A 19,867-nucleotide genomic window follows, 5' to 3' on the forward strand; every position below is an offset into this window, starting at 1 on the left:
AAAGCGGATGCTAGTAATCAAAAATGGTCGTGTCATGGATCCCAAGTCTGGTTTGGATCAGGTTTGTGATGTCTTGGTTGAAGACGGTAAAATTCTTAAAATTGCACCACAAATTAGTGAAGAAGGTGCAGAGGTCATTGACGCAACTGGTCTTGTAGTTGCGCCTGGACTAGTTGATATTCATGTTCATTTCCGTGAACCTGGTCAAACCCACAAGGAGGATATTCATACTGGGGCACTAGCGGCTGCTGCAGGTGGTTTTACAACGGTTGTCATGATGGCTAATACTAGTCCAACCATCTCAGATGCGGAGACTCTTCAAGAAGTTCTACAGTCAGCTGCCAAGGAAAAAATTAATGTCAAGACAGTTGCGACTATTACCAAGAACTTTAATGGCCAAGACTTGACAGATTTTAAGGCGCTCTTAGAAGCAGGTGCGGTTGGTTTTTCTGATGACGGTATTCCGCTTGAGAGCAGTAAAGTGGTTAAGGAAGCCATGGAAGAAGCTAAAAAACTTAATACTTTTATTAGTCTTCATGAGGAAGATCCAGGTTTGAATGGGATTCTTGGATTTAACGAAAACATCGCTAAGGAACATTTTCATATCTGTGGAGCGACTGGGGTGGCTGAGTACGCTATGATTGCGCGTGATGTTATGATTGCCTATGCAACCAAAGCCCATGTTCACATCCAGCATTTGTCTAAGGAAGAAAGTGTCAAGGTAGTGGAATTCGCTCAAGGTTTGGGAGCACAGGTCACAGCAGAAGTAGCGCCACAGCATTTCTCTAAGACAGAAGCTCTTCTTTTAACTCAAGGAAGCAATGCCAAAATGAATCCTCCACTTCGTTTGGAGTCAGACCGTCGTGCCGTTATCGAAGGTCTCAAGTCAGGTGTTATCACAGTTATCGCAACGGACCACGCGCCTCACCATGCAGACGAGAAAAATGTAGAAGATATCACTAAAGCACCATCTGGTATGACAGGTTTGGAAACCTCTCTTTCTCTTGGTTTGACTTATTTGGTGGAAGCTGGTGAGCTAAGCTTGATGGAATTGCTTGAAAAAATGACTGTCAATCCAGCCAAACTTTACAACTTTGAAGCTGGTTACTTGGCTGAGAATGGTCCAGCGGATATCACTATCTTTGATGCTAAGACTGACCGCCTTGTGGACTCCCACTTTGCTTCAAAAGCAGCTAATTCACCATTTATTGGTGAAACTTTAAAAGGGCAGGTTAAATATACCATCTGTAAGGGACAAATCGTCTACCAAAACTAGATGGGACTCTGCTCTATAAACTATAAGAATAGAGAGCGTATATGTATCCAACCCATCAATTTAAAGATAAGTTTGTCTTATTTCTTAAGATATTTTTCCCTATCCTGATTTACCAGTTTGCCAATTATTCTGCCTCATTTGTTGATACAACCATGACTGGGCAATACAATACTATGGACTTGGCAGGTGTATCAACTGCAACGAGTCTATGGAATCCTTTCTTTACTTTTTTAACAGGGATTGTTTCGGCCATGGTTCCCATCATAGGCCATCATCTGGGACGGGGCAAAAAGGAAGAAGTGGCATCTGATTTTTACCAATTCATCTACTTAGCTTTCGGACTGTCTTTGGTCTTGCTTGGAATGGTAGTATTCTTAGCGCCACCTGTCTTAAACAACATCGGACTAGAAGCTCAAGTGGCGGCAGTTGCAGTTTCCTATCTTTGGTACCTGTCTATCGGGATTATTCCCTTGTTGCTGTTCAGTGTCATTCGCTCTTTGTTGGATTCTCTTGGATTGACCAAGCTATCGATGTATCTCATGCTCCTATTACTTCCGCTCAATAGTGGTTTTAACTATCTCTTGATATATGGAGCTTTCGGTTTTCCTGAGCTTGGTGGCGCAGGAGCAGGGCTAGGAACTTCCCTAGCCTATTGGGTTTTATTGGGGATTTCTATTCTTGTTTTGTTCAAACAGGAAAGATTAAAAACGTTACATCTTGAAAAACGGATTCCACTTAATATAGATAAAATCAAGGAAGGTGTTCGATTAGGTCTACCAATCGGGGGAACCGTATTTGCTGAAGTAGCCATTTTCTCTGTGGTTGGACTAATCATGGCTAAGTTTTCATCGCTTATCATCGCCAGTCACCAGTCAGCTATGAATTTTTCGAGTCTCATGTATGCTTTTCCTATGAGTATTTCCTCTGCTATGGCGATTGTTGTGTCTTACGAGGTGGGGGCCAAACGTTTTGAGGATGCAAAAACCTATGCTCGTCTGGGAAGAGTAACCGCCCTTATGTTTGCAGGTCTTACCCTGTCCTTTCTCTACATTTTTAGAGATCGTGTAGCAAATCTATATGGAAATGGCCCTCAGTTCATTGAAACAACTGCTGTATTTCTAACCTACAGTCTCTTTTTTCAGTTAGCTGATACCTTTGCGGCTCCTCTCCAAGGAATTTTAAGAGGCTATAAGGACACTATCGTTCCTTTCTATCTTGGATTAATCGGATATTGGGGAGTAGCGATACCACTAGGATATCTACTAGATCAAGCAACTGACTTAGGGGCATTTGCCTACTGGATTGGGTTAATTGCCAGCTTGATTGTTTCTGGTTGTTTGTATCAATGGCGTTTGAAAACCGTAATGAAAAAATTGAGCTAATTTTTGGGAAATATCCTGAAAAAGAACTTTGTGAAAAAACGCTCTAACTAGAGGGAATCCCTGTTTTAACAGGGATTTATTTTTTTATATTGTGAAATTTTATTAGCCATATACTTTGACAGTGTATACTAAAAAAGGTAAAATAGTAAGGTAAGAACAAAGTTAGAAAGGCAAGATTATGTCAACTTTAGATAAGAATCTTTTGCTAGAGATGTTCCGTAAGATGGAAGAAATCCGTCGCATGGACTTAAAAATTGCTCAGTTAGTGAAAAAGGGGAAAGTTCCCGGTATGACTCACTTTTCTGTCGGAGAGGAAGCAGCTAACGTCGGAGCGATGCTGGCTCTTAATCCAGATGATCTGATTACTTCCAACCACCGTGGCCATGGACAGGCTATTGCCAAAGGAATTGACCTCAATGGAATGATGGCAGAAATCCTTGGTAAGTACACCGGTACTTGTAAAGGAAAAGGTGGTTCCATGCATATTGCTGACCTTGATGCTGGTAACCTCGGTGCCAATGGTATCGTAGGTGGTGGTATGGGAATCGCTGTTGGTGCAGCCCTCAGTCAGCAAATGCAAAACACTGGAAAAATTGTCGTTTGCTTCTTTGGAGATGGCGCGACCAATGAAGGTGTTTTCCACGAAGCAGTGAACATGGCTTCTATCTGGAACCTACCAGTCATTTTCTACTGCATCAACAACGGTTATGGGATCTCTGCGGATATCAAGAAAATGACCAATGTGGAGCATATCCATCAACGTAGTGCTGCTTATGGAATCCCTGGAATGTTTATCGAAGATGGAAACAATGTCATCGATGTCTATGAAGGATTTAAGAAAGCCGTAGACCATGTTCGTGGTGGCAATGGACCAGTTTTGATCGAAAGTGTAACCTATCGCTGGCTTGGTCACTCATCATCTGACCCTGGTAAATATCGTACGCGTGAAGAAGTGGAATTGTGGAAACAAAAAGACCCAATCGAAAACCTTCGCAAGTACCTCGTTGAAAATAATATTGCGAGTGCAGAAGAATTGGAAGAAATTCAAGCACAAGTCAAGGAAGCAGTGGAAGCTTCTGTTAAATTTGCAGAAGAAAGTCCATTCCCACCACTAGAATCCGCATTTGAAGATATTTACGCAGACTAAGGAGAAAGAGATAAAATGGAAACAAAAACAATGTCGTTCCGTGACACCATTATCCTTGCTATGTCTGAGGAAATGCGTCGCGATGAAAATGTGTTCTTGATGGGAGAAGACGTCGGTGTCTTCGGAGGAGACTTCGGAACTTCTGTTGGAATGCTCGAAGAATTTGGTCCAGAACGTGTCCGTGACTGTCCTATTTCTGAAGCTGCTATCTCTGGAGCAGCAGCAGGAGCAGCCATGACAGGACTTCGTCCAATCGTCGATATGACCTTCATGGACTTCTCGGTTATTGCCATGGACAATATCGTCAACCAAGCTGCTAAAACACGTTATATGTTTGGTGGTAAAGGTCAGGTTCCAATGACTGTCCGCTGTGCAGCTGGTAACGGAGTTGGTTCTGCTGCCCAGCACTCACAATCTTTAGAGTCTTGGTTCACTCACATTCCTGGACTAAAGGTTGTAGCGCCTGGTACGCCTGCTGACATGAAAGGACTTCTCAAGTCTTCTATCCGTGATAACAACCCTGTTATCATCCTTGAGTACAAGTCAGAATTTAACCAAAAAGGGGAAGTGCCAGTTGATCCAGACTATACAATCCCACTTGGGGTTGGGGAAATCAAACGCCAAGGTACAGATGTAACAGTTGTTACTTACGGAAAAATGCTTCGACGTGTGGTTCAAGCTGCTGAAGAATTGGCAGAAGAAGGAATTTCAGTTGAAATTGTGGACCCACGTACCCTTGTTCCACTTGATAAGGATATCATCATCAACTCAGTTAAGAAGACTGGTAAAGTTGTTCTGGTCAACGATGCCCACAAAACAAGTGGCTATATCGGCGAGATTTCAGCAATTATTTCAGAATCAGAAGCATTTGACTATCTAGATGCGCCAATCCGCCGTTGCGCAGGAGAAGATGTGCCAATGCCTTACGCACAAAACCTAGAAAATGCAATGATTCCAACAGTTGAAAGCATCAAAGATGCAATCCGTAAAACCTATAACAAAGAATAATCTTACATAAATTGAATTATGTAAGATTTTAGAGATTTTTAACTTTAGTAACTTAAGACATGTGTTGTATTCAAGTGATTTGAAGAGTTGCGACATGAGTGAGTCGAATCGATAATATTCGACGAATGAATTAGTAAGTCTACAAGGTTGACCGCCTGATAGCGGCAACCGTAGTAATTTGAGTCACGTTCCGTGTCCAAGTTACTTGTAGAGTTGAACATGGGCTAAAAGCTCGGAAAAAAGATAAATCTCCTTGACTTCATCGAAGTCTGCGTAGATTTCATATTTTTCGGTCGCTTTTAAACGCCCTTAGTATCATAAATAGAATTGGAGAGGTCATGGCTGATGACAAGCTAAGAGCGACTCCTGCGGCTAGAAAGTTAGCGGATGAACTAGGTATCAACCTCTACGACGTTTCTGGCTCAGGTGCAAACGGTCGTGTCCACAAAGAAGACGTGGAAACTTATAAAGACACAAACGTGGTTCGCATTTCGCCACTTGCAAAACGAATTGCCCTCGAACATAACATTGCTTGGCAGGAAATCCAAGGAACGGGTCATCGTGGTAAGATCATGAAGAAGGACGTTTTGGCCTTGCTTCCTGAAAATATCGAAAACGACACCATCAAGTCTCCTGCTCAGATTGAAAAAGTGGAAGAAGTTCCAGACACTATCACTCCTTATGGTGAGATTGAGCGTATTCCAATGACACCAATGCGTAAGGTTATCGCCCAACGTATGGTTGAATCCTACCTAACTGCGCCAACCTTCACGCTAAACTATGATGTCGATATGTCTGAAATGCTGGCTCTTCGTAAGAAGGTCCTTGATCCAATCATGGAAGCAACTGGTAAGAAAGTAACGGTTACAGACCTTCTTTCTCTCGCTGTTGTGAAGACATTGATGAAACACCCTTACATCAACGCTTCATTGACTGAAGATGGCAAGACCATTATCACTCATAATTATGTCAATCTTGCTATGGCAGTTGGGATGGATAATGGTCTAATGACACCAGTTGTTTACAATGCTGAAAAGATGAGTCTTTCAGAGCTGGTTGTAGCCTTCAAGGATGTCATTGGTCGTACCTTGGATGGTAAATTGGCTCCAAGCGAACTCCAAAATTCAACCTTCACAATTAGTAACTTGGGAATGTTTGGCGTTCAGTCCTTTGGCCCGATTATTAACCAACCAAACTCAGCTATCCTCGGGGTGAGCTCAACAGTAGAGAAACCTGTAGTTGTCAATGGTGAGATTGTTATTCGTCCTATCATGAGCCTAGGATTAACCATTGACCACCGTGTTGTAGATGGTATGGCTGGTGCTAAGTTTATGAAAGACTTGAAAACCTTAATTGAGAACCCAATCTCAATGTTGGTTTAAGTTAGCTATTGTTATTTTAGAGTTTTAGATAAAGGAAGTAAGACATGGCCTTAGAAGTAATTATGCCAAAAGCCGGCGTGGATATGACAGAAGGACAAATCGTCCAATGGAATAAGAAAGTCGGAGAATTTGTAAAAGAAGGAGAAATCCTTTTGGAAATTATGACTGACAAAGTCAGCATGGAATTGGAAGCCGAAGAAGATGGATACTTGATTGCCATCCTCAAAGGAGATGGTGAAACAGTTCCGGTTACAGAAGTTATCGGTTACCTTGGTGAAGAAGGGGAAAACATCCCAACAACTGGAGTGGCAGCGCCAGAATCAAAACCTGCACCTGCAGCTAGTGCCTCAAACGACGATGGTAAGAGCGATGATGCCTTTGATATCGTTGTAATTGGTGGAGGTCCTGCTGGATATGTAGCTGCCATTAAAGCTGCCCAACTCGGCGGTAAGGTTGCCCTTGTTGAGAAATCTGAACTAGGTGGAACCTGCTTGAACCGTGGATGTATCCCAACTAAGACATACCTTCACAATGCTGAAATCATCGAAAATATCGGTCATGCAGCAAATCGTGGTATCGTCATTGAAAATCCAAACTTCACTGTTGATATGGATAAACTTTTAGAAACTAAATCTAAAGTTGTCAATACCTTGGTAGGTGGTGTTGCAGGTCTTCTGCGTAGTTACGGAGTTACTGTTCATAAGGGTGTTGGTACTATCACTAAAGATAAGAATGTCTTGGTAAATGGTTCTGAATTGCTTGAAACCAAGAAAATTATCCTTGCTGGTGGTTCAAAAGTCAGCAAGATCAACGTTCCTGGTATGGAATCTTCACTTGTGATGACAAGCGACGACATTCTTGAAATGAACGAAGTTCCAGAAAGCCTTGTTATCATCGGTGGTGGAGTTGTCGGTATCGAACTCGGTCAAGCCTTCATGACATTTGGTTCAAAAGTGACTGTTATCGAAATGATGGACCGTATCGTTCCAGCTATGGATGCGGAAGTGTCTAAGAATCTTCGCTTGATCCTTGAACGTAAAGGAATGACCATCTTAACAGGTACAAAACTGCAAGAAATCATCGAGGAAAATGGTCAACTTCGTATTAAAGTTGAAGGAAAAGACGATATCATTGCAAATAAAGCCCTTCTTTCAATCGGTCGTGTTCCAGATCTTGAAGGTATTGGCGATGTTGAATTTGAATTGGATCGTGGACGTATCAAGGTCAACGAATATATGGAAACTTCTGTTCCGGGTATTTACGCACCAGGTGATATCAATGGTACTAAGATGTTGGCGCACGCAGCCTTCCGTATGGGTGAAGTTGCCGCTGAAAATGCCCTTAAAGGAAATCATGCTGTTGCTAAGTTGAACTTGACTCCAGCAGCTATCTACACTCTTCCTGAAGTAGCAGCAGTAGGCTTGACTGAAGAACAAGCTCGTGAGAAATACGATGTTGCTATCGGTAAGTTCAACTTTGCGGCTAACGGACGTGCTATTGCATCAGATGCGGCTCAAGGTTTCGTAAAAGTTATTGCTGATAAGAAATACGGAGAAATCCTTGGTGTGCATATCATTGGTCCTGCAGCCGCAGAATTGATTAACGAGGCGTCAAGCATTATCGAAATGGAAATCACTGTTGAAGAAATGCTGAAAACCATCCACGGACACCCAACCTACTCTGAAGTGATGTACGAAGCATTTGCAGATGTTCTAGGAATGGCTATCCATTCACCTAAGAAAAAATAAATAAGAGTTTCAACTAAATTTTCTTAAAGTAGTACGGACGGCAGCGACCTCTATTAGAGTTCCATGCCTAAAAATTGAGCCTCTTGTCTCAATTTTTCCGAGAAATGTAACGATAACACGTTACATTTCTTTTACCACTTTAGAAAATTTGATTGCTATGAACAGAATTTAAAAATTAAATTTTTTGGAAATACTATGAAATATATTATCAATCATTCAAACGACACTGCATTTAATATTGCCTTGGAAGAATATGCCTTTAAACATCTTTTGGATGAGGATCAAATCTTCCTACTTTGGATTAACAAACCATCTATCATTGTTGGGCGTCACCAGAACACTATCGAAGAAATCAACCGTGATTATGTTCGCGAAAATGGTATTGAGGTAGTCCGCCGTATCAGTGGTGGTGGGGCTGTTTATCACGATTTAAACAATCTCAACTACACCATCATTTCAAAAGAAGATGAAAATAAGGCCTTTGACTTCAAGAGCTTCTCAACTCCAGTTATCAATACCTTAGCTCAACTAGGCGTTAAAGCTGAGTTCACAGGCCGTAATGACCTTGAGATTGACGGTAAGAAATTCTGTGGAAATGCCCAAGCCTATATCAATGGGCGTATCATGCACCACGGTTGCTTGCTCTTTGACGTTGATTTGTCAGTCCTAGCAAACGCCCTCAAGGTTTCAAAAGATAAATTTGAATCAAAAGGTGTGAAATCCGTCCGTGCCCGTGTTACCAATATTATCAATGAATTACCAGAAAAAATCACAGTTGAAGAATTCCGTGATTTACTATTGGAATACATGAAAAAAGAGTACCCAGAGATGACTGAATACGTTTTTTCAGAAGAAGAATTGGCTGAAATCAATCGCATCAAGGATACCAAGTTCGGCACTTGGGACTGGAACTACGGTAAATCACCTGAATTTAACGTTCGTCGGGGAACAAAATTCACTAGTGGTAAGGTTGAAGTTTTTGCCAACGTCATTGAATCAAAAATCCAAGATATCAAGATTTATGGTGACTTCTTTGGTATCGAAGACGTTGCAGCTGTAGAAGATGTCCTTCGTGGCATGAAATACGAACGCGAAGATGTCCTTAAGGCCTTAGAAACTATTGACATCACACGCTATTTTGCTGGTATCAGCCGTGAAGAAATCGCTGAAGCAGTAGTGGGGTAAGGAAAAAGAATCCATTTATGATGGATTCTTTTATTAGGGTTAAACTTAAGAATCATGCTGATTAGATTATAATAGTGATGAAAAATGAAAGGAGTTATTCATTATGTTAGAAATTCCAGTAGAAAAACTTAACCTATTTGAACAGTTAGACCGCAATGTTGTTGCTTTTTATAGAAATACGGAAATTTCTCAAACTGAAAGTTTAAATATAAGCATCACACAAGAACATTATGATAAGAAATACAAAGAGCTTCAGCCTTTAGGATACCAAGCTGTTCAAATACCTTTAGGAATGGCTTTAGATAATGTAATCCAGCAAGCCTATTTCCAAAATATTATAATTGGCGGTCTTCTGCCCGATGAAATCAATGTAAACAAAGAAGACTTAATGCCTTTGAAAGATATTGTTGATAGTTTTTGTATTATGTATGCTGCAGCAAATAACCGACTGGAAAATAGTAAGGCTTATGAACTTATGAAAGATAAGACAGTGTTCTTTATTGGTAAACTGTTGACTGATGATCTTAAAAATGGTGGCGAAATTTCGTATATGGGAATCGAAAGAGAATCATCTGATGGAACTTCTTATGAAGCAGTAAAATGTTTTCTAACTAAAGAGAGTGCTGATCAGTACAATGATTCAAAAAAACCTGTAAACCCAGTAAATCTAGCCCATCTTCAAGCCTTTTGGGGTAAACCAGTAATTATAGAGCCACACCGTAACTACTGGATTGAGTTTAAATAGCTAAAAAACGAAAGATAAAGGAATTGGTCTTTCGTTTTTTAGCGATAGTTGCTTTACATAATTTATAATATGTAACAATCATAAACTATCTAAAGCATTCTTTTGTTCATCATTGACGATATGGGTATAGAGGTCAGTGACTTGTGTGCTAGCATGACCTAACTGATGGCTGACCAAAACTTGCGATTTAGTTGCATCATAGAGCCTAGTTGCCAGGGTATGCCGTAGTTTGTGGGGAGTTACACGGACTTTGAAGTCCTCAGAGTACTTAGCAACCATTTTCTCGACGCTGGAAGCATCGATACGATTGGGAACACCACGATATAAGGTCAGAAAGAGCGCTGTATCTGTTTTTTCCGTCTTATAGCGTTGATTTCGAATGGCGAGATAATTTTCAAGGTAAGACTTGGCAAAGGCTGCGACATTGACAGAATCACGTTTGCCCCCTTTTCGAGTGACATCAATGACCATCATTTTGAGATTAAGGTCTCTTAGATCCAGATTAACAGCTTCAGATAGGCGGACACCAGACGCCAAGAGAAGGGCAATAATGGCTAAATCACGTTCTTTATTTTTATTGAATGACGAGAGAGCACGATTTGAGAGTTGTTGTGGGTACTCTTGGTCAATATAAGTCAGAAAACCTTCTGTTTCATCACCTAGAAAGAGTTTTTGCTTGATGTTTTCAGCTCTGGCAGCAAGTGTTTCTTTCTTTTTCTTGGTTGAAACTTTCTTCATTACATTACGATAGAAATAAGGCTCCCCCTGGTCGTTTTCGACTTCCTCGGTTAGATACTTGTAAAGACTAGATAGTGCTGACAAAGTGCGATTGATTGTTGTCTGAGAGACACCTTGTTTAGTTGTATTAGCATTCAGCAAAGGTCGTTCACGAAGATATAGAATAAAGGACTCCATGTCTTTTTTAGACATATTTTCCAAGACCGATAAAGGAATATCGACCATTTTATCCGCATTTGAGATTCCAGACTCCAAAACCCAGCTGAAAAATCGATCGTATTCCTTGAGGTATTCGTATAAGGTTGTAAAACTGTAGGGCACAGCAAGCTTAGATTGGTAGTATTCCAGAACATACCAGGGCATTATTTGTTTTAGTTTGTCGATTCGCTCTAGTAAAATCTCACGTTTCATGTATTTTCTCCATAATTAAGTCTACTAGTAGTATAGCATAGACTTACATATTTTTCAAGAAAATTATAGTTTTTCGGAAAGATGTAATAAGAAACTTAAAACTGAAGCCTAACATCTCCCAGTTATCTTGAACCCTTTGTTAAATTTCATCATACTTGAGCAACATATTCGGAATCTTTTCTTCAAGATTCTTGCGAACTTTACCTTGAATTGCAGTGTCCATCTGGTTGTTTATGCTTGTAATGGTTGATTTGGTTTCTGTAGCAATTTTCTTAGCTGCCTTATTAAAGTTATCTTTTAATTTATTTTTTGCTGTTATCGCTAACTTTGCTTCCGTAATGATTCGGTTTCTTTCCATCATTCGATACATTTGTTTCAGTGCATACTGGTATTCTTCATCTGTGTAGTATTCATTCATTGGTGCTTGCATAATCTCTCCTTAGTTTGTGAAATTCTTCGTCTAAATCATTTCTTTTTTTGCGAAACTCGTTATCGTATTTTTCTCGCTCATCTTCGAGTTTAATCCTACAATCTCTGTATACTTGATTCGAAAAGTGTCTCAAATTTTCTATTTCTATAAAATAGTCTCTAACATCATCAGTCGTTGACGAAAATTTTCTCAAAATATGATACATTTTATCAACTTCTTCGGAAATTAGTTTTTCTAAGTTTGCATTTCGTTCGTCTAGATCAAGGGCTTTGTTATCGAGTTTCTTCTTTTCTTGATAATATTGGTCTTCTAGAGTAAATAGTTCTCTTTCTTTCTCTTTTATTTCCTCCCATTTTACATCTTTTCTTTCCATTGTCGAAACTCCTTGGCTAATTGCTTATCTGTTGCTACTGTTTTTTCGATGACTTCCTGTAATTGTTTATCCAAATTTTCAAATGCTTGGGCGGAAGCATTCATCTTAGTGGCTGTTTGATTTGTTTCTGTCAGAAACGTATCAATAAACTGTGCTTGAGTGATGCCTTGACTAGCAAAAATGGCATCAACCTCATAGGGAGCTAATGCTGTGTAGCTCGTAAAGTCGATTTTTGACCAAATTTCTTGTAATTCTTGATTGGCTTTTTTGGCTAAGGCGCTCACTTCATCAGCTCCAGTTCTTGCTGCCGTAGCCGTAGATGATGATAAGATAGAACCCTGAACTGCATCTAAGTATATTTCCTCAGAGCTACTAATGCCACCTGATGACCATTTTGACTTCAAGTCCTTGTAATGAGCCATTCCTCGGAGACTGTTGGCATAGGCTCGATAAACGCCACTGATTAAGGGTTTCCCACCTTTACCATCTACAAGTTGACCAGTTACAGGATCAAACTCCCAGTCACCTATATTGTGGCTAGTTCCGTCAAGCCAATATATGGTATCAGGCATTTCTAAAAATGATTTATTGAATAATTCAGGATGGTTGAAATCATTTCCAAACACAACAAGATCATAATTTCTTCTATAATCTATAAACATGGCTGGATTTTTATCAATAAATGCTTTTTCTTCATTAGAAAGTGAACGATAAAAAAACCAGGCATTGAAGGTTGTCGTAGGTATGTGGTATTTAGCTCCTACCTTTAGCATATAAGATCCTTGTGAATAACCAGAAAGTTGACTAACTTCATATTTAGGGTCATCCATAATTCTTTTTACAAATCGGTCTGCTACATAATATTGAGGGGATAAACCTGACTCTCTTTCTGCAACTGCTGTTCCGACATCAATCTTAGTAGGACTCCCAGGGTCCGTTCCCGCAGCAATCACAGCTATACTTTTATAATCTGGTTCACCGTTGACTATTGGTGCAACCGCTAGTCCATCAAAACCTGTTTCTTTGTGAGACTTAGTGGCAACAACACGGAATTCTTGACCATCTGAGGTGGTTATAGTGTTAGTTTCATCCGAAGATAACTTATCATTTGTTTTGGCTACAACTTTCTTTTCAACTTCCCTTTCAGCATATTCAAAATTTACACTATAAACATTTTTCCCGTGATTTAATTCATTGAGTTGTTTATCAGTATAAGTGTATACCATTAATATTCTCCTTCTGAACCATCTGAATAAATAATTTTTGTGAGTTTACTAGTCTTACCCAAGTGACTATTTAAAAATTCTCGGTCCTCTTTTCTATTCTCTCTCTCTAAAGATACATCAGAAATACGTTTATCTTTTTTTGAATAATTAATTTTATATTTTATGCTTCTCTCGTTAAAATATAGTTCAACTACGCAAGTCCAACTTCCTGGAGGATTTGTGTAGTTTGCATTAGAAAATCTAATTTCTTCAATACCCTCATAACTATTTTTTAAAGTTTCAACCAAACTAACTTCATATTCTCTATTTCGACGTTCTTCTTGAGATTTTCCTAACATACTAAACATAAAAAGACCTCCTACTGTGATGGCTACGAGTAACAAAACGATTAGTAGACTTTTATAACTTTTTTTAGTGCTGGAATTGTTCATTTAAGCTTTTCTCCTTTTTCTCCTTGAAAATTCTTCGTTCACACTATAAACAGCATAATCTTGGTTTAAATTATTCAAGTGTTCATCAGTATATTGGAAATTCATCATAGTTCTCCTTGCTCACTATCAGAATAAGTAATTTTCACTGACTTTAAAGTTTGCCCTTTATGAGTTTCTAAATACTGCCAATCTTCGTTTGTTTCTTGACGACCACCATAATTGGTTTTATAACTTAAATGGTGATTAATCCCATATTTAAGAGTTTTTTTATCAATAAACTTAATTTCGACATCACAAGACCATGATCCCGGTGGGTTTGTATAATCAGGTTTCGTAATCTTAATCTCCTCAATACCTTGGTAAGAATTTTTTAAAGCATTCACCAAACTAACTTCATACTCTCTATTCCGACGCTCTTCTTGGGATTTCCCAAACATAGAAAACATAAAAACACCTCCTGCTGTGATGGTTGCGAGTAACAAAACGATTAATAGCCATTTATGACTTTTTTTATTGCTGGAAATGTTCATTTAAGCTTTCCTCCTTTTTCTACTTGAAAACTCTTCATTTACAATATAAATAGCAAAATCTTGGTTTAAAATATTCAATTGAATATCAGTATAATTAAATACTATTACTGTTCCCTTCTTTCTTTGTTAGAGTATGTAACTGTAACTGTATTAGTCGTTATTCCTTTTCTTCGGTTAAGAAAATCTCGCTGTCCATAAGTCATACTACCATTGTAATTTTCTATCTCATCTAAGTTATGTGGAATTCCATAGAATATTTTTTCCCCATCTTCAAACAAAATATCAACCTTACAAGACCAGTCACCAGGAGGGTTCGTATATGTTGGATTGGAAATTTTGATTTCTTCTATCCCTTCATATGAATTCTTTAAGGCATTCACCAAACTAACTTCATACTCTCTATTTCGACGTTCCTCTTGAGACTTCCCTAACATGCTAAACATAAAAACACCTCCTGTTGTGATGGCTACGAGTAACAAAACGATTAGTAGTTTTATATATCTTTTTTTATTGCTGGAAATATTCATTTAAGCTTTTCTCCTTTTTCTTATTATACAATATTTTAAATTAATTTTAACTATATAAGAAGTAAAAACCGATCTCATTGCTGAAAACGGTTTTTAAAAGTATTAAATTACAATCTCGATTTACATAATTTATATTATGTAAATATCATCTACAACAACAAATCTTTGACTTTTCCAATTTCACTTTTTGGAATCACTAGGTGAATCATATCACCCAGATACATTCTAGTTGAGCCGTTAACGGTTTGGCTTTTGCCATTATGGACTTGGGTGGTGATGAGTACGTTATGTGGCAAGTTGAGCTCGTGAACCTGTTTTCCTGCTATTTTATCTGATACAGGGATTTCAATGAGGGTGACTTCTCCTTCATCTGTCGCTTCTTCTGGCAGCATTTTTTCGAGCATGGCCTCATAGACTGGAGCACCCTTGAGCAGATCCATAACAATGTAGGCGACTAAGGTCACTAAGCCAAGTGGCATGAGGTTTCGAATGTCCCCTACCATCTCAGTAACAAGTATCATAGCGGTTAAGGGAGCCTTGGAAATTGCCCCAAAGTAGCCACTCATTCCCAGAATGACAAATATAGGGAATTGTTCCTGACTGACAAGCCCAAGATTGACACAAATGACACCAACTAGGGCACCAAGTAAGGAACCGAGCGCCAAAATGGGTAGGAAAATTCCTCCTGGGAGGCCACTTCCATAGCTAATCATGCTCCAAACAAAGCGAATCAAAAAGTAAGCTAATAGTACTTGAAAACTAAAATTTTGCTCAGTCAAGGAAAGAACGACCTGATTTCCACCACCGAGAATTTGTGGCAAGAAAATCCCGACTGGTATGATAAGGATAAAGGCTAGGATTGGATAATAAGCTCTATCCAAATGGATTTTTTGACCAATCCAGTCATAAATTTGACCAACATTGAGTACAGCTTTCTCATAGAGAAAACCAGAGAGCCCGAGAAAAACTCCCATAAGGAGGTAAATCCAATACTGGTCTAGGTTCATGAGAGGAATGTTGTCTGGCATATCCAGTACGGGTGTTAGACCAAATATGAGTAATGAGACAAAGTTTGCTACGATGCTGGCTGCTAGAGTCGAGACCCAGAAAAAACGTGAAAAATGGTGATAGACTTCTTCTACAACAAAGAGGAGACCTGCAATCGGTGCATTAAAGGCAGCGGCTAATCCTGCAGCAGCACCACTGGCAATCAGGGAACGTTCCTCTACTGGGCTAGATTTGAGCCACTTGGCTATGCCTTTACCACCAACTGCTCCAAGTTGAATACTTGGCCCTTCTCGACCTAGCATAAGGCCACTGGCAATAGCAAGAATACCTAGGATATATTTTTTCCAGAGGACACTCCACCAGTTGAGACTCATCAGTCCCTTTAGTTCAGCTTCAACTTGAGGAATTCCTGAACCCTTGATATCTTTTTCTGACCGAGTTAGTTTCGCGCTAAGCCAGCAAACTATTACGTAAAATAGGCCAATGATAAAAAGATTGCGCACTAAGTGCGCTTGATCTTGATAGAGTCCTTGTATCAGATGGAAACCCTTTTCGATTAAGAAACGAAAAGATCCGACGATTAGCCCGACGACGAGACCAACAATGATTCCTCGTCCAACTTGGGATAATATGGTGCTTGAGGCAAAGGCAAATTCTTTCTTGGAACTGAGTGTTTCTGACTGATCCTCCATAATCATTTCCTCTTACTTGTCTTTCTTAGTTGAAACCAGTGTTTTGACTGGTTCAAAACTGGTTCGGTGGATTGGGGTGACACCTAGTTTTTCTAGTCCTTCTAGATGTTTAGCTGTTCCATAACCTGCATTAGCTGTAAAATCATAGCCGGGATATTGGTTGTCATATTCCTTCATCAATTCATCCCGTGTCACCTTGGCTACTATAGATGCGGCTGCGATTGAGAGGGAGTTGGCATCTCCTTTAATGATTGCTGTTTGAAGAATCGGCAACTCCAGTTTCATGGCATCAATCAAGAGGTGCTCAGGTTGCGGACTGAGCTGGGAGATTGCTTCCTTCATAGCTAGTTTAGTAGCTTCATAGATATTGACTTGGTCAATGACTTCATTATCCATGATACCAATACCGATTGCCAAAGCTTGGTCTTGAACAGCATGATAAATTTCCAGATGTTTCTTTTTGGGGATTTTTTTACTATCGTTGAGGCCTTTAATCTTACATTTTTTAGGTAAAATAACAGCTGCAGCAACTACAGGGCCAGCCAGAGGACCACGGCCGACCTCGTCAACACCTGCAATTAGGCTCAATCCTTGCTTATACAGTTCTTTTTCATAGGAAAGCATAGTTTCTAGGCGAAGGTCTTCATCCAGTTCAGCCTGAATGGCTTTTTTACGCTTGTTGATTTCCTTTTGAACTCCAGAACGAGGATCTTTTTCCAGTTCAGGAAAAAGGGGATTGTCTAATTCTTTGACAGTGGCAAGAAGGTCTTTGATTTCTTTAATCGTCGTCATCGATGTCATCCAATGTATCTAAGGTATAGTTACCGAGCTTTCCATCACGGACTTCATTTACAAAGAGGCTGTAAAAGCGGTCGTAGTCGTCTCGGAAACCAAGGGCACGTGTCATATCCATGATGATAACAGGTGCTTCTTCTTCTATCTTCATTTGTTTGAAGCGTTCAGCTAGCTTTTCTGGATAATGTTTTTTGAAATAATCAAGACCAAAAATGGTCACTTCATCCATAGGAAGCAACTGGTCTTTAATGGCTCCAGTCAAGGCTAGTTTCAAAGCAACGGTTTCGTCTTCAAATTTAGGCCAGAGAATCCCTGGTGTGTCTAAAATTTCAAGGTCTTTATTGGTTTTAAGCCATTGTTGCCCCTTGGTAACACCTGGTTTATTGCCTACAACCGCAATCTTTTTCCCAGCCAAACGGTTCATGAGAGTTGACTTACCGGCATTTGGAATTCCGATAATCATGGTCCGCAAGGTTTCGATCTTGATACCTCGTTCTTTCTGGCGTGCAATCTTATCAGCCATGAGCTTTTTAGCGGCATCAGTAACAACTTTTACAGTCACTTGCTCTTTGGAGTTGATAGCCAGAGTTTGGATTCCCTGTGATTCAAAATACTGACGCCATTCTTTGGTCATTGCGGGGTCAGCCAGATCTGCCTTATTCAAAATCAAAAGCTTTGGTTTATCCCCAACAATCTTAGTTAACATAGGATTTTGACTAGATAAAGGTAGCCTAGCATCCACCAAAATCGTCACAAAATCAACAAATTTTAAATTCTCCTGAACTTGCCGCCGAGCCTTAGACATGTGACCCGGAAACCATTGAATAGTAGCCATAATATTTTCCCCTTCCGACTAAAAAAAACGTAGTAAAAACGTTTTCTTTCTTACTACCTATTCTATCATAAATGAGGAACTTTTGCACAGGCTTTGACCACAATAAATGACAAATAGTATAGGTGCGAAACATCCTTGATGCCAGTCAGGATTTACTTGACTTTTTTTGCTAACAGGTATATACTTAGTGTATACTAATTCGTGGAGGTAGAGCAATGAATACAGTAAAGACTCGGAAGGTAGGGAATTCTCTCACTGTGACCATTCCTAAAAATTTAGGTATGACAGAAGGTCAAGAAATGGTTGTCTACAAAGGGATTGACGGAGTCATTGTCTTAGCTCCAAAACTGAAAGATCCTTTTGATGGGATTACTGATTTGAGAATGACAAATGATTTTGAAGGGGTAAGATCACTTGATAGCGAAATCTGAGTATATTCCTGAAAAGCAGGATATCATTTGGCTGGACTTTGATCCATCAGTCGGTCGGGAGATTCAGAAAAGGCGACCTGCCTTGGTAGTTTCTAGGAGAGAATATGCCTTGCAAACTGGATTTGTGGCTGTCTGTCCTATCACTCACGGCCAACGTCGTTTGGCAGAAAAAGGCTTGCTCGTTCCTGTCTCATCGGACAAGGTAGATGGCGCTGTCAATCCATTTCAACTGTATACCTTTGATTTTCGGATGCGTAATGCTCAAAAAATAACAAGAATGGACACACAATGTTTTCAGAAAGTCGTCCAACTTTACCAGTACATATTTGGTGATACTTAAATCCTACCATGCATAGACAAGGTAGGATTTTTTCTATATGAGTAACCTATCTAAAAATGGGTGAAGGCAGTTTGTCAAAATCCCTCTAATCCAGCTTTCTTGTGCAGATGATAGATGTTCTGCCTGAAGGCATTCTGTTAGAAAATCGCGGACTTGTTCTGGTGCAATTTCAAACTCAAAGGCTTTCATCTTGTAGAAAAAATCGATGAGATGCTCAGATAAGTATTCATCTGAAAAGCGTACTTCTCCACTTTTTCGATATTCTAATAGAAGCCGAGAAAATCTGGATTTTTCATCAGGCAAATCCCGAAAATAGGAATTAAGAAGCCAAGTCTGCTTCTGCTTTCGTTCAATGGGATCTTGATTTGCAATCCGCTGATCTTTTTCCAGCTCTTTCTGGTTTTGTTTAGCCTTGATAGCCCGTTCTTCTCTATTCTTACCAAAGAGGATTTTTTCCCACTTTCGTTCTTCTTGGGTGAGAGTTTCTGTAAAGCCAAAATAATCTTGATAGGCGCGTTCAGCGGGCCCCATGGCTAGGATGAGATTGTCAGCGTATTGCTTGGCGATTTTATCTCTTTTCTTACGTTCTTTCTCTGCCTGAATCCGTAAATGCTGCTCGTAGTCTATTTTCTCCTTACCTAGCTTGATAAGGTAGAGTTGATCATCAGATTTCCCAAGTAGAAAGGGTTTGATACACTTTTCAAGGACTTCTTCCAGACGCGCCTTCTTTTTGGGGTCTGCCTTGGTCCAACTTCCACCTTGAAAGACTTCTAGGAAAAGCTGGTAATCTTTCTCAGGTGCAAATTGATTGCCACGATTGGCTTTGAAAACACCTTTTTCCCAAAACCATTTTAGAAGTCGTTCGTCAAAATCGACTTTATTGACCTTGATTTTTCCCTTTTTCTGAGCTTTTCTAGTTAGGTTTTCAACTTTTCTGAGTAGTTTTTCTTCCTCTGCCAGTTGCTGGTCTAAAGTCAGTCGATGAAAATGACGAACACAATCGCTGCCAATCGGAAAGAGGCGTTGACCTGTAACTCCGTTAAAGAGTTCGTAGGCGTATTTAATGGCATTCCCACAGACGCAATTACTACGACCAATGCCATTAAAAATCAAGGAAACTTCATTCCATTCCTTGGTAGCTTGATCCCAAGTATCGGCTTTTGAAGCCTGTAAAACCGCATCGTGCAGAGATTTTCTAACTGGAAGTGGCATGAGGTTTCCTTTCTA

General features: G+C 39.7%; 21 protein-coding genes. 10 read left to right on the forward strand and 11 right to left on the reverse strand.

Annotated features, from left to right (window positions below):
- Window positions 1-7: 7 nt before the first annotated feature.
- The 8 genes from SOR_RS04815 (at window position 8) to SOR_RS04850 (ending at window position 9,873) form a co-directional block, all read left to right on the forward strand.
- Window positions 8-1,276 carry a dihydroorotase gene (locus tag SOR_RS04815; RefSeq protein WP_000960226.1) on the forward strand — a complete coding sequence of 423 codons (1,269 nt, stop codon included), beginning with the start codon at window positions 8-10 and terminating at the stop codon, window positions 1,274-1,276.
- A gap of 41 nt (window positions 1,277-1,317) precedes the next feature.
- Window positions 1,318-2,658, forward strand: coding sequence for an MATE family efflux transporter (locus tag SOR_RS04820; RefSeq protein ID WP_000283622.1), 1,341 nt, complete (start codon window positions 1,318-1,320; stop codon window positions 2,656-2,658).
- 178 nt (window positions 2,659-2,836) lie between these two features.
- A complete protein-coding gene (locus SOR_RS04825) occupies window positions 2,837-3,805 on the forward strand; it encodes a thiamine pyrophosphate-dependent dehydrogenase E1 component subunit alpha (RefSeq protein ID WP_000105368.1) in 969 nt (322 codons plus the stop codon).
- A gap of 15 nt (window positions 3,806-3,820) precedes the next feature.
- Window positions 3,821-4,813, forward strand: coding sequence for an alpha-ketoacid dehydrogenase subunit beta (locus SOR_RS04830; protein ID WP_000448724.1), 993 nt, complete (start codon window positions 3,821-3,823; stop codon window positions 4,811-4,813).
- Window positions 4,814-5,151: 338 nt separating this feature from the next.
- Window positions 5,152-6,195 carry a dihydrolipoamide acetyltransferase gene (locus SOR_RS04835; RefSeq protein WP_000752727.1) on the forward strand — a complete coding sequence of 348 codons (1,044 nt, stop codon included), beginning with the start codon at window positions 5,152-5,154 and terminating at the stop codon, window positions 6,193-6,195.
- 44 nt (window positions 6,196-6,239) lie between these two features.
- The gene (gene lpdA, locus SOR_RS04840; RefSeq protein WP_001162904.1) at window positions 6,240-7,943 is read left to right on the forward strand and encodes a dihydrolipoyl dehydrogenase; all 1,704 of its coding nucleotides are present in this window, start codon (window positions 6,240-6,242) and stop codon (window positions 7,941-7,943) included.
- Between the two features lie 195 nt (window positions 7,944-8,138).
- Entirely contained in the window at window positions 8,139-9,128 is a 990-nt protein-coding gene (locus SOR_RS04845) for a lipoate--protein ligase (protein WP_000873982.1), read from the forward strand.
- 103 nt (window positions 9,129-9,231) lie between these two features.
- Window positions 9,232-9,873: a hypothetical protein gene (locus tag SOR_RS04850; RefSeq protein ID WP_000890070.1), complete on the forward strand. Its 642-nt coding sequence runs from the start codon at window positions 9,232-9,234 to the stop codon at window positions 9,871-9,873.
- Window positions 9,874-9,951: 78 nt separating this feature from the next.
- Here SOR_RS04850 and xerS read toward each other — a convergent pair whose 3' ends face one another.
- The 10 genes from xerS to ylqF form a co-directional block, all read right to left on the reverse strand.
- Window positions 9,952-11,022: a tyrosine recombinase XerS gene (gene xerS / locus SOR_RS04855; protein WP_000817865.1), complete on the reverse strand. Its 1,071-nt coding sequence runs from the start codon at window positions 11,020-11,022 to the stop codon at window positions 9,952-9,954.
- A 139-nt stretch (window positions 11,023-11,161) separates the two neighbouring features.
- The gene (locus SOR_RS04860; RefSeq protein WP_001148765.1) at window positions 11,162-11,452 is read right to left on the reverse strand and encodes a hypothetical protein; all 291 of its coding nucleotides are present in this window, start codon (window positions 11,450-11,452) and stop codon (window positions 11,162-11,164) included.
- Complete coding sequence (locus tag SOR_RS04865; RefSeq protein ID WP_000439962.1) at window positions 11,433-11,825, reverse strand: hypothetical protein; 393 nt, start codon at window positions 11,823-11,825, stop codon at window positions 11,433-11,435. Before SOR_RS04865 ends, SOR_RS04860 begins: the two co-directional genes overlap by 20 nt.
- Complete coding sequence (locus SOR_RS04870) at window positions 11,807-13,051, reverse strand: hypothetical protein (RefSeq protein WP_000263210.1); 1,245 nt, start codon at window positions 13,049-13,051, stop codon at window positions 11,807-11,809. Before SOR_RS04870 ends, SOR_RS04865 begins: the two co-directional genes overlap by 19 nt.
- Window positions 13,051-13,482, reverse strand: a complete 432-nt coding sequence (locus tag SOR_RS04875; RefSeq protein ID WP_001066116.1) for a hypothetical protein — start codon at window positions 13,480-13,482, stop codon at window positions 13,051-13,053. Before SOR_RS04875 ends, SOR_RS04870 begins: the two co-directional genes overlap by 1 nt.
- Window positions 13,483-13,586: 104 nt before the next feature.
- Complete coding sequence (locus tag SOR_RS04880) at window positions 13,587-14,012, reverse strand: hypothetical protein (protein ID WP_001027476.1); 426 nt, start codon at window positions 14,010-14,012, stop codon at window positions 13,587-13,589.
- Window positions 14,013-14,116: 104 nt separating this feature from the next.
- Complete coding sequence (locus SOR_RS04885) at window positions 14,117-14,539, reverse strand: hypothetical protein (RefSeq protein ID WP_001027474.1); 423 nt, start codon at window positions 14,537-14,539, stop codon at window positions 14,117-14,119.
- Window positions 14,540-14,688: 149 nt separating this feature from the next.
- Entirely contained in the window at window positions 14,689-16,239 is a 1,551-nt protein-coding gene (locus SOR_RS04890) for a ClC family H(+)/Cl(-) exchange transporter (protein ID WP_000390111.1), read from the reverse strand.
- A 12-nt stretch (window positions 16,240-16,251) separates the two neighbouring features.
- Window positions 16,252-17,031: a ribonuclease HII gene (locus SOR_RS04895; protein ID WP_000207514.1), complete on the reverse strand. Its 780-nt coding sequence runs from the start codon at window positions 17,029-17,031 to the stop codon at window positions 16,252-16,254.
- Entirely contained in the window at window positions 17,018-17,869 is an 852-nt protein-coding gene (gene ylqF / locus SOR_RS04900) for a ribosome biogenesis GTPase YlqF (protein ID WP_000201305.1), read from the reverse strand. The genes SOR_RS04895 and ylqF overlap by 14 nt, the downstream gene beginning before the upstream one ends.
- A 215-nt stretch (window positions 17,870-18,084) precedes the next feature.
- Here ylqF and mazE point away from each other — a divergent pair, with 215 nt between their 5' ends.
- Together mazE and SOR_RS04910 are read left to right on the forward strand one after the other, a co-directional pair.
- Window positions 18,085-18,300, forward strand: coding sequence for a type II toxin-antitoxin system PemI/MazE family antitoxin (gene mazE, locus SOR_RS04905; protein WP_001098942.1), 216 nt, complete (start codon window positions 18,085-18,087; stop codon window positions 18,298-18,300).
- Window positions 18,284-18,640: a type II toxin-antitoxin system PemK/MazF family toxin gene (locus SOR_RS04910; RefSeq protein ID WP_000560808.1), complete on the forward strand. Its 357-nt coding sequence runs from the start codon at window positions 18,284-18,286 to the stop codon at window positions 18,638-18,640. The genes mazE and SOR_RS04910 overlap by 17 nt, the downstream gene beginning before the upstream one ends.
- A gap of 33 nt (window positions 18,641-18,673) precedes the next feature.
- Here the strand turns inward: SOR_RS04910 and SOR_RS04915 are convergent, their stop codons facing one another.
- Window positions 18,674-19,852 carry a hypothetical protein gene (locus SOR_RS04915; RefSeq protein ID WP_001130898.1) on the reverse strand — a complete coding sequence of 393 codons (1,179 nt, stop codon included), beginning with the start codon at window positions 19,850-19,852 and terminating at the stop codon, window positions 18,674-18,676.
- Window positions 19,853-19,867 lie beyond the last annotated feature (15 nt).

The sequence above is a fragment of the Streptococcus oralis Uo5 genome (genome assembly GCF_000253155.1).
Lineage (GTDB): Bacteria > Bacillota > Bacilli > Lactobacillales > Streptococcaceae > Streptococcus > Streptococcus oralis_L.

Excerpts from the sequence above, each read along its gene's own strand:
- SOR_RS04815 (WP_000960226.1), top strand. The coding sequence starts at position 8 with ATGCTAGTAATCAAAAATGGTCGTGTCATGGATCCCAAGTCTGGTTTG.
- SOR_RS04820 (WP_000283622.1), top strand. The coding sequence starts at position 1,318 with ATGTATCCAACCCATCAATTTAAAGATAAGTTTGTCTTATTTCTTAAG.
- SOR_RS04825 (WP_000105368.1), top strand. The coding sequence starts at position 2,837 with ATGTCAACTTTAGATAAGAATCTTTTGCTAGAGATGTTCCGTAAGATG.
- SOR_RS04830 (WP_000448724.1), top strand. The coding sequence starts at position 3,821 with ATGGAAACAAAAACAATGTCGTTCCGTGACACCATTATCCTTGCTATG.
- SOR_RS04835 (WP_000752727.1), top strand. The coding sequence starts at position 5,152 with ATGGCTGATGACAAGCTAAGAGCGACTCCTGCGGCTAGAAAGTTAGCG.
- lpdA (WP_001162904.1), top strand. The coding sequence starts at position 6,240 with ATGGCCTTAGAAGTAATTATGCCAAAAGCCGGCGTGGATATGACAGAA.
- SOR_RS04845 (WP_000873982.1), top strand. The coding sequence starts at position 8,139 with ATGAAATATATTATCAATCATTCAAACGACACTGCATTTAATATTGCC.
- SOR_RS04850 (WP_000890070.1), top strand. The coding sequence starts at position 9,232 with ATGTTAGAAATTCCAGTAGAAAAACTTAACCTATTTGAACAGTTAGAC.
- xerS (WP_000817865.1), bottom strand. The coding sequence starts at position 11,022 with ATGAAACGTGAGATTTTACTAGAGCGAATCGACAAACTAAAACAAATA.
- SOR_RS04860 (WP_001148765.1), bottom strand. The coding sequence starts at position 11,452 with ATGCAAGCACCAATGAATGAATACTACACAGATGAAGAATACCAGTAT.
- SOR_RS04865 (WP_000439962.1), bottom strand. The coding sequence starts at position 11,825 with ATGGAAAGAAAAGATGTAAAATGGGAGGAAATAAAAGAGAAAGAAAGA.
- SOR_RS04870 (WP_000263210.1), bottom strand. The coding sequence starts at position 13,051 with ATGGTATACACTTATACTGATAAACAACTCAATGAATTAAATCACGGG.
- SOR_RS04875 (WP_001066116.1), bottom strand. The coding sequence starts at position 13,482 with ATGAACAATTCCAGCACTAAAAAAAGTTATAAAAGTCTACTAATCGTT.
- SOR_RS04880 (WP_001027476.1), bottom strand. The coding sequence starts at position 14,012 with ATGAACATTTCCAGCAATAAAAAAAGTCATAAATGGCTATTAATCGTT.
- SOR_RS04885 (WP_001027474.1), bottom strand. The coding sequence starts at position 14,539 with ATGAATATTTCCAGCAATAAAAAAAGATATATAAAACTACTAATCGTT.
- SOR_RS04890 (WP_000390111.1), bottom strand. The coding sequence starts at position 16,239 with ATGGAGGATCAGTCAGAAACACTCAGTTCCAAGAAAGAATTTGCCTTT.
- SOR_RS04895 (WP_000207514.1), bottom strand. The coding sequence starts at position 17,031 with ATGACGACGATTAAAGAAATCAAAGACCTTCTTGCCACTGTCAAAGAA.
- ylqF (WP_000201305.1), bottom strand. The coding sequence starts at position 17,869 with ATGGCTACTATTCAATGGTTTCCGGGTCACATGTCTAAGGCTCGGCGG.
- mazE (WP_001098942.1), top strand. The coding sequence starts at position 18,085 with ATGAATACAGTAAAGACTCGGAAGGTAGGGAATTCTCTCACTGTGACC.
- SOR_RS04915 (WP_001130898.1), bottom strand. The coding sequence starts at position 19,852 with ATGCCACTTCCAGTTAGAAAATCTCTGCACGATGCGGTTTTACAGGCT.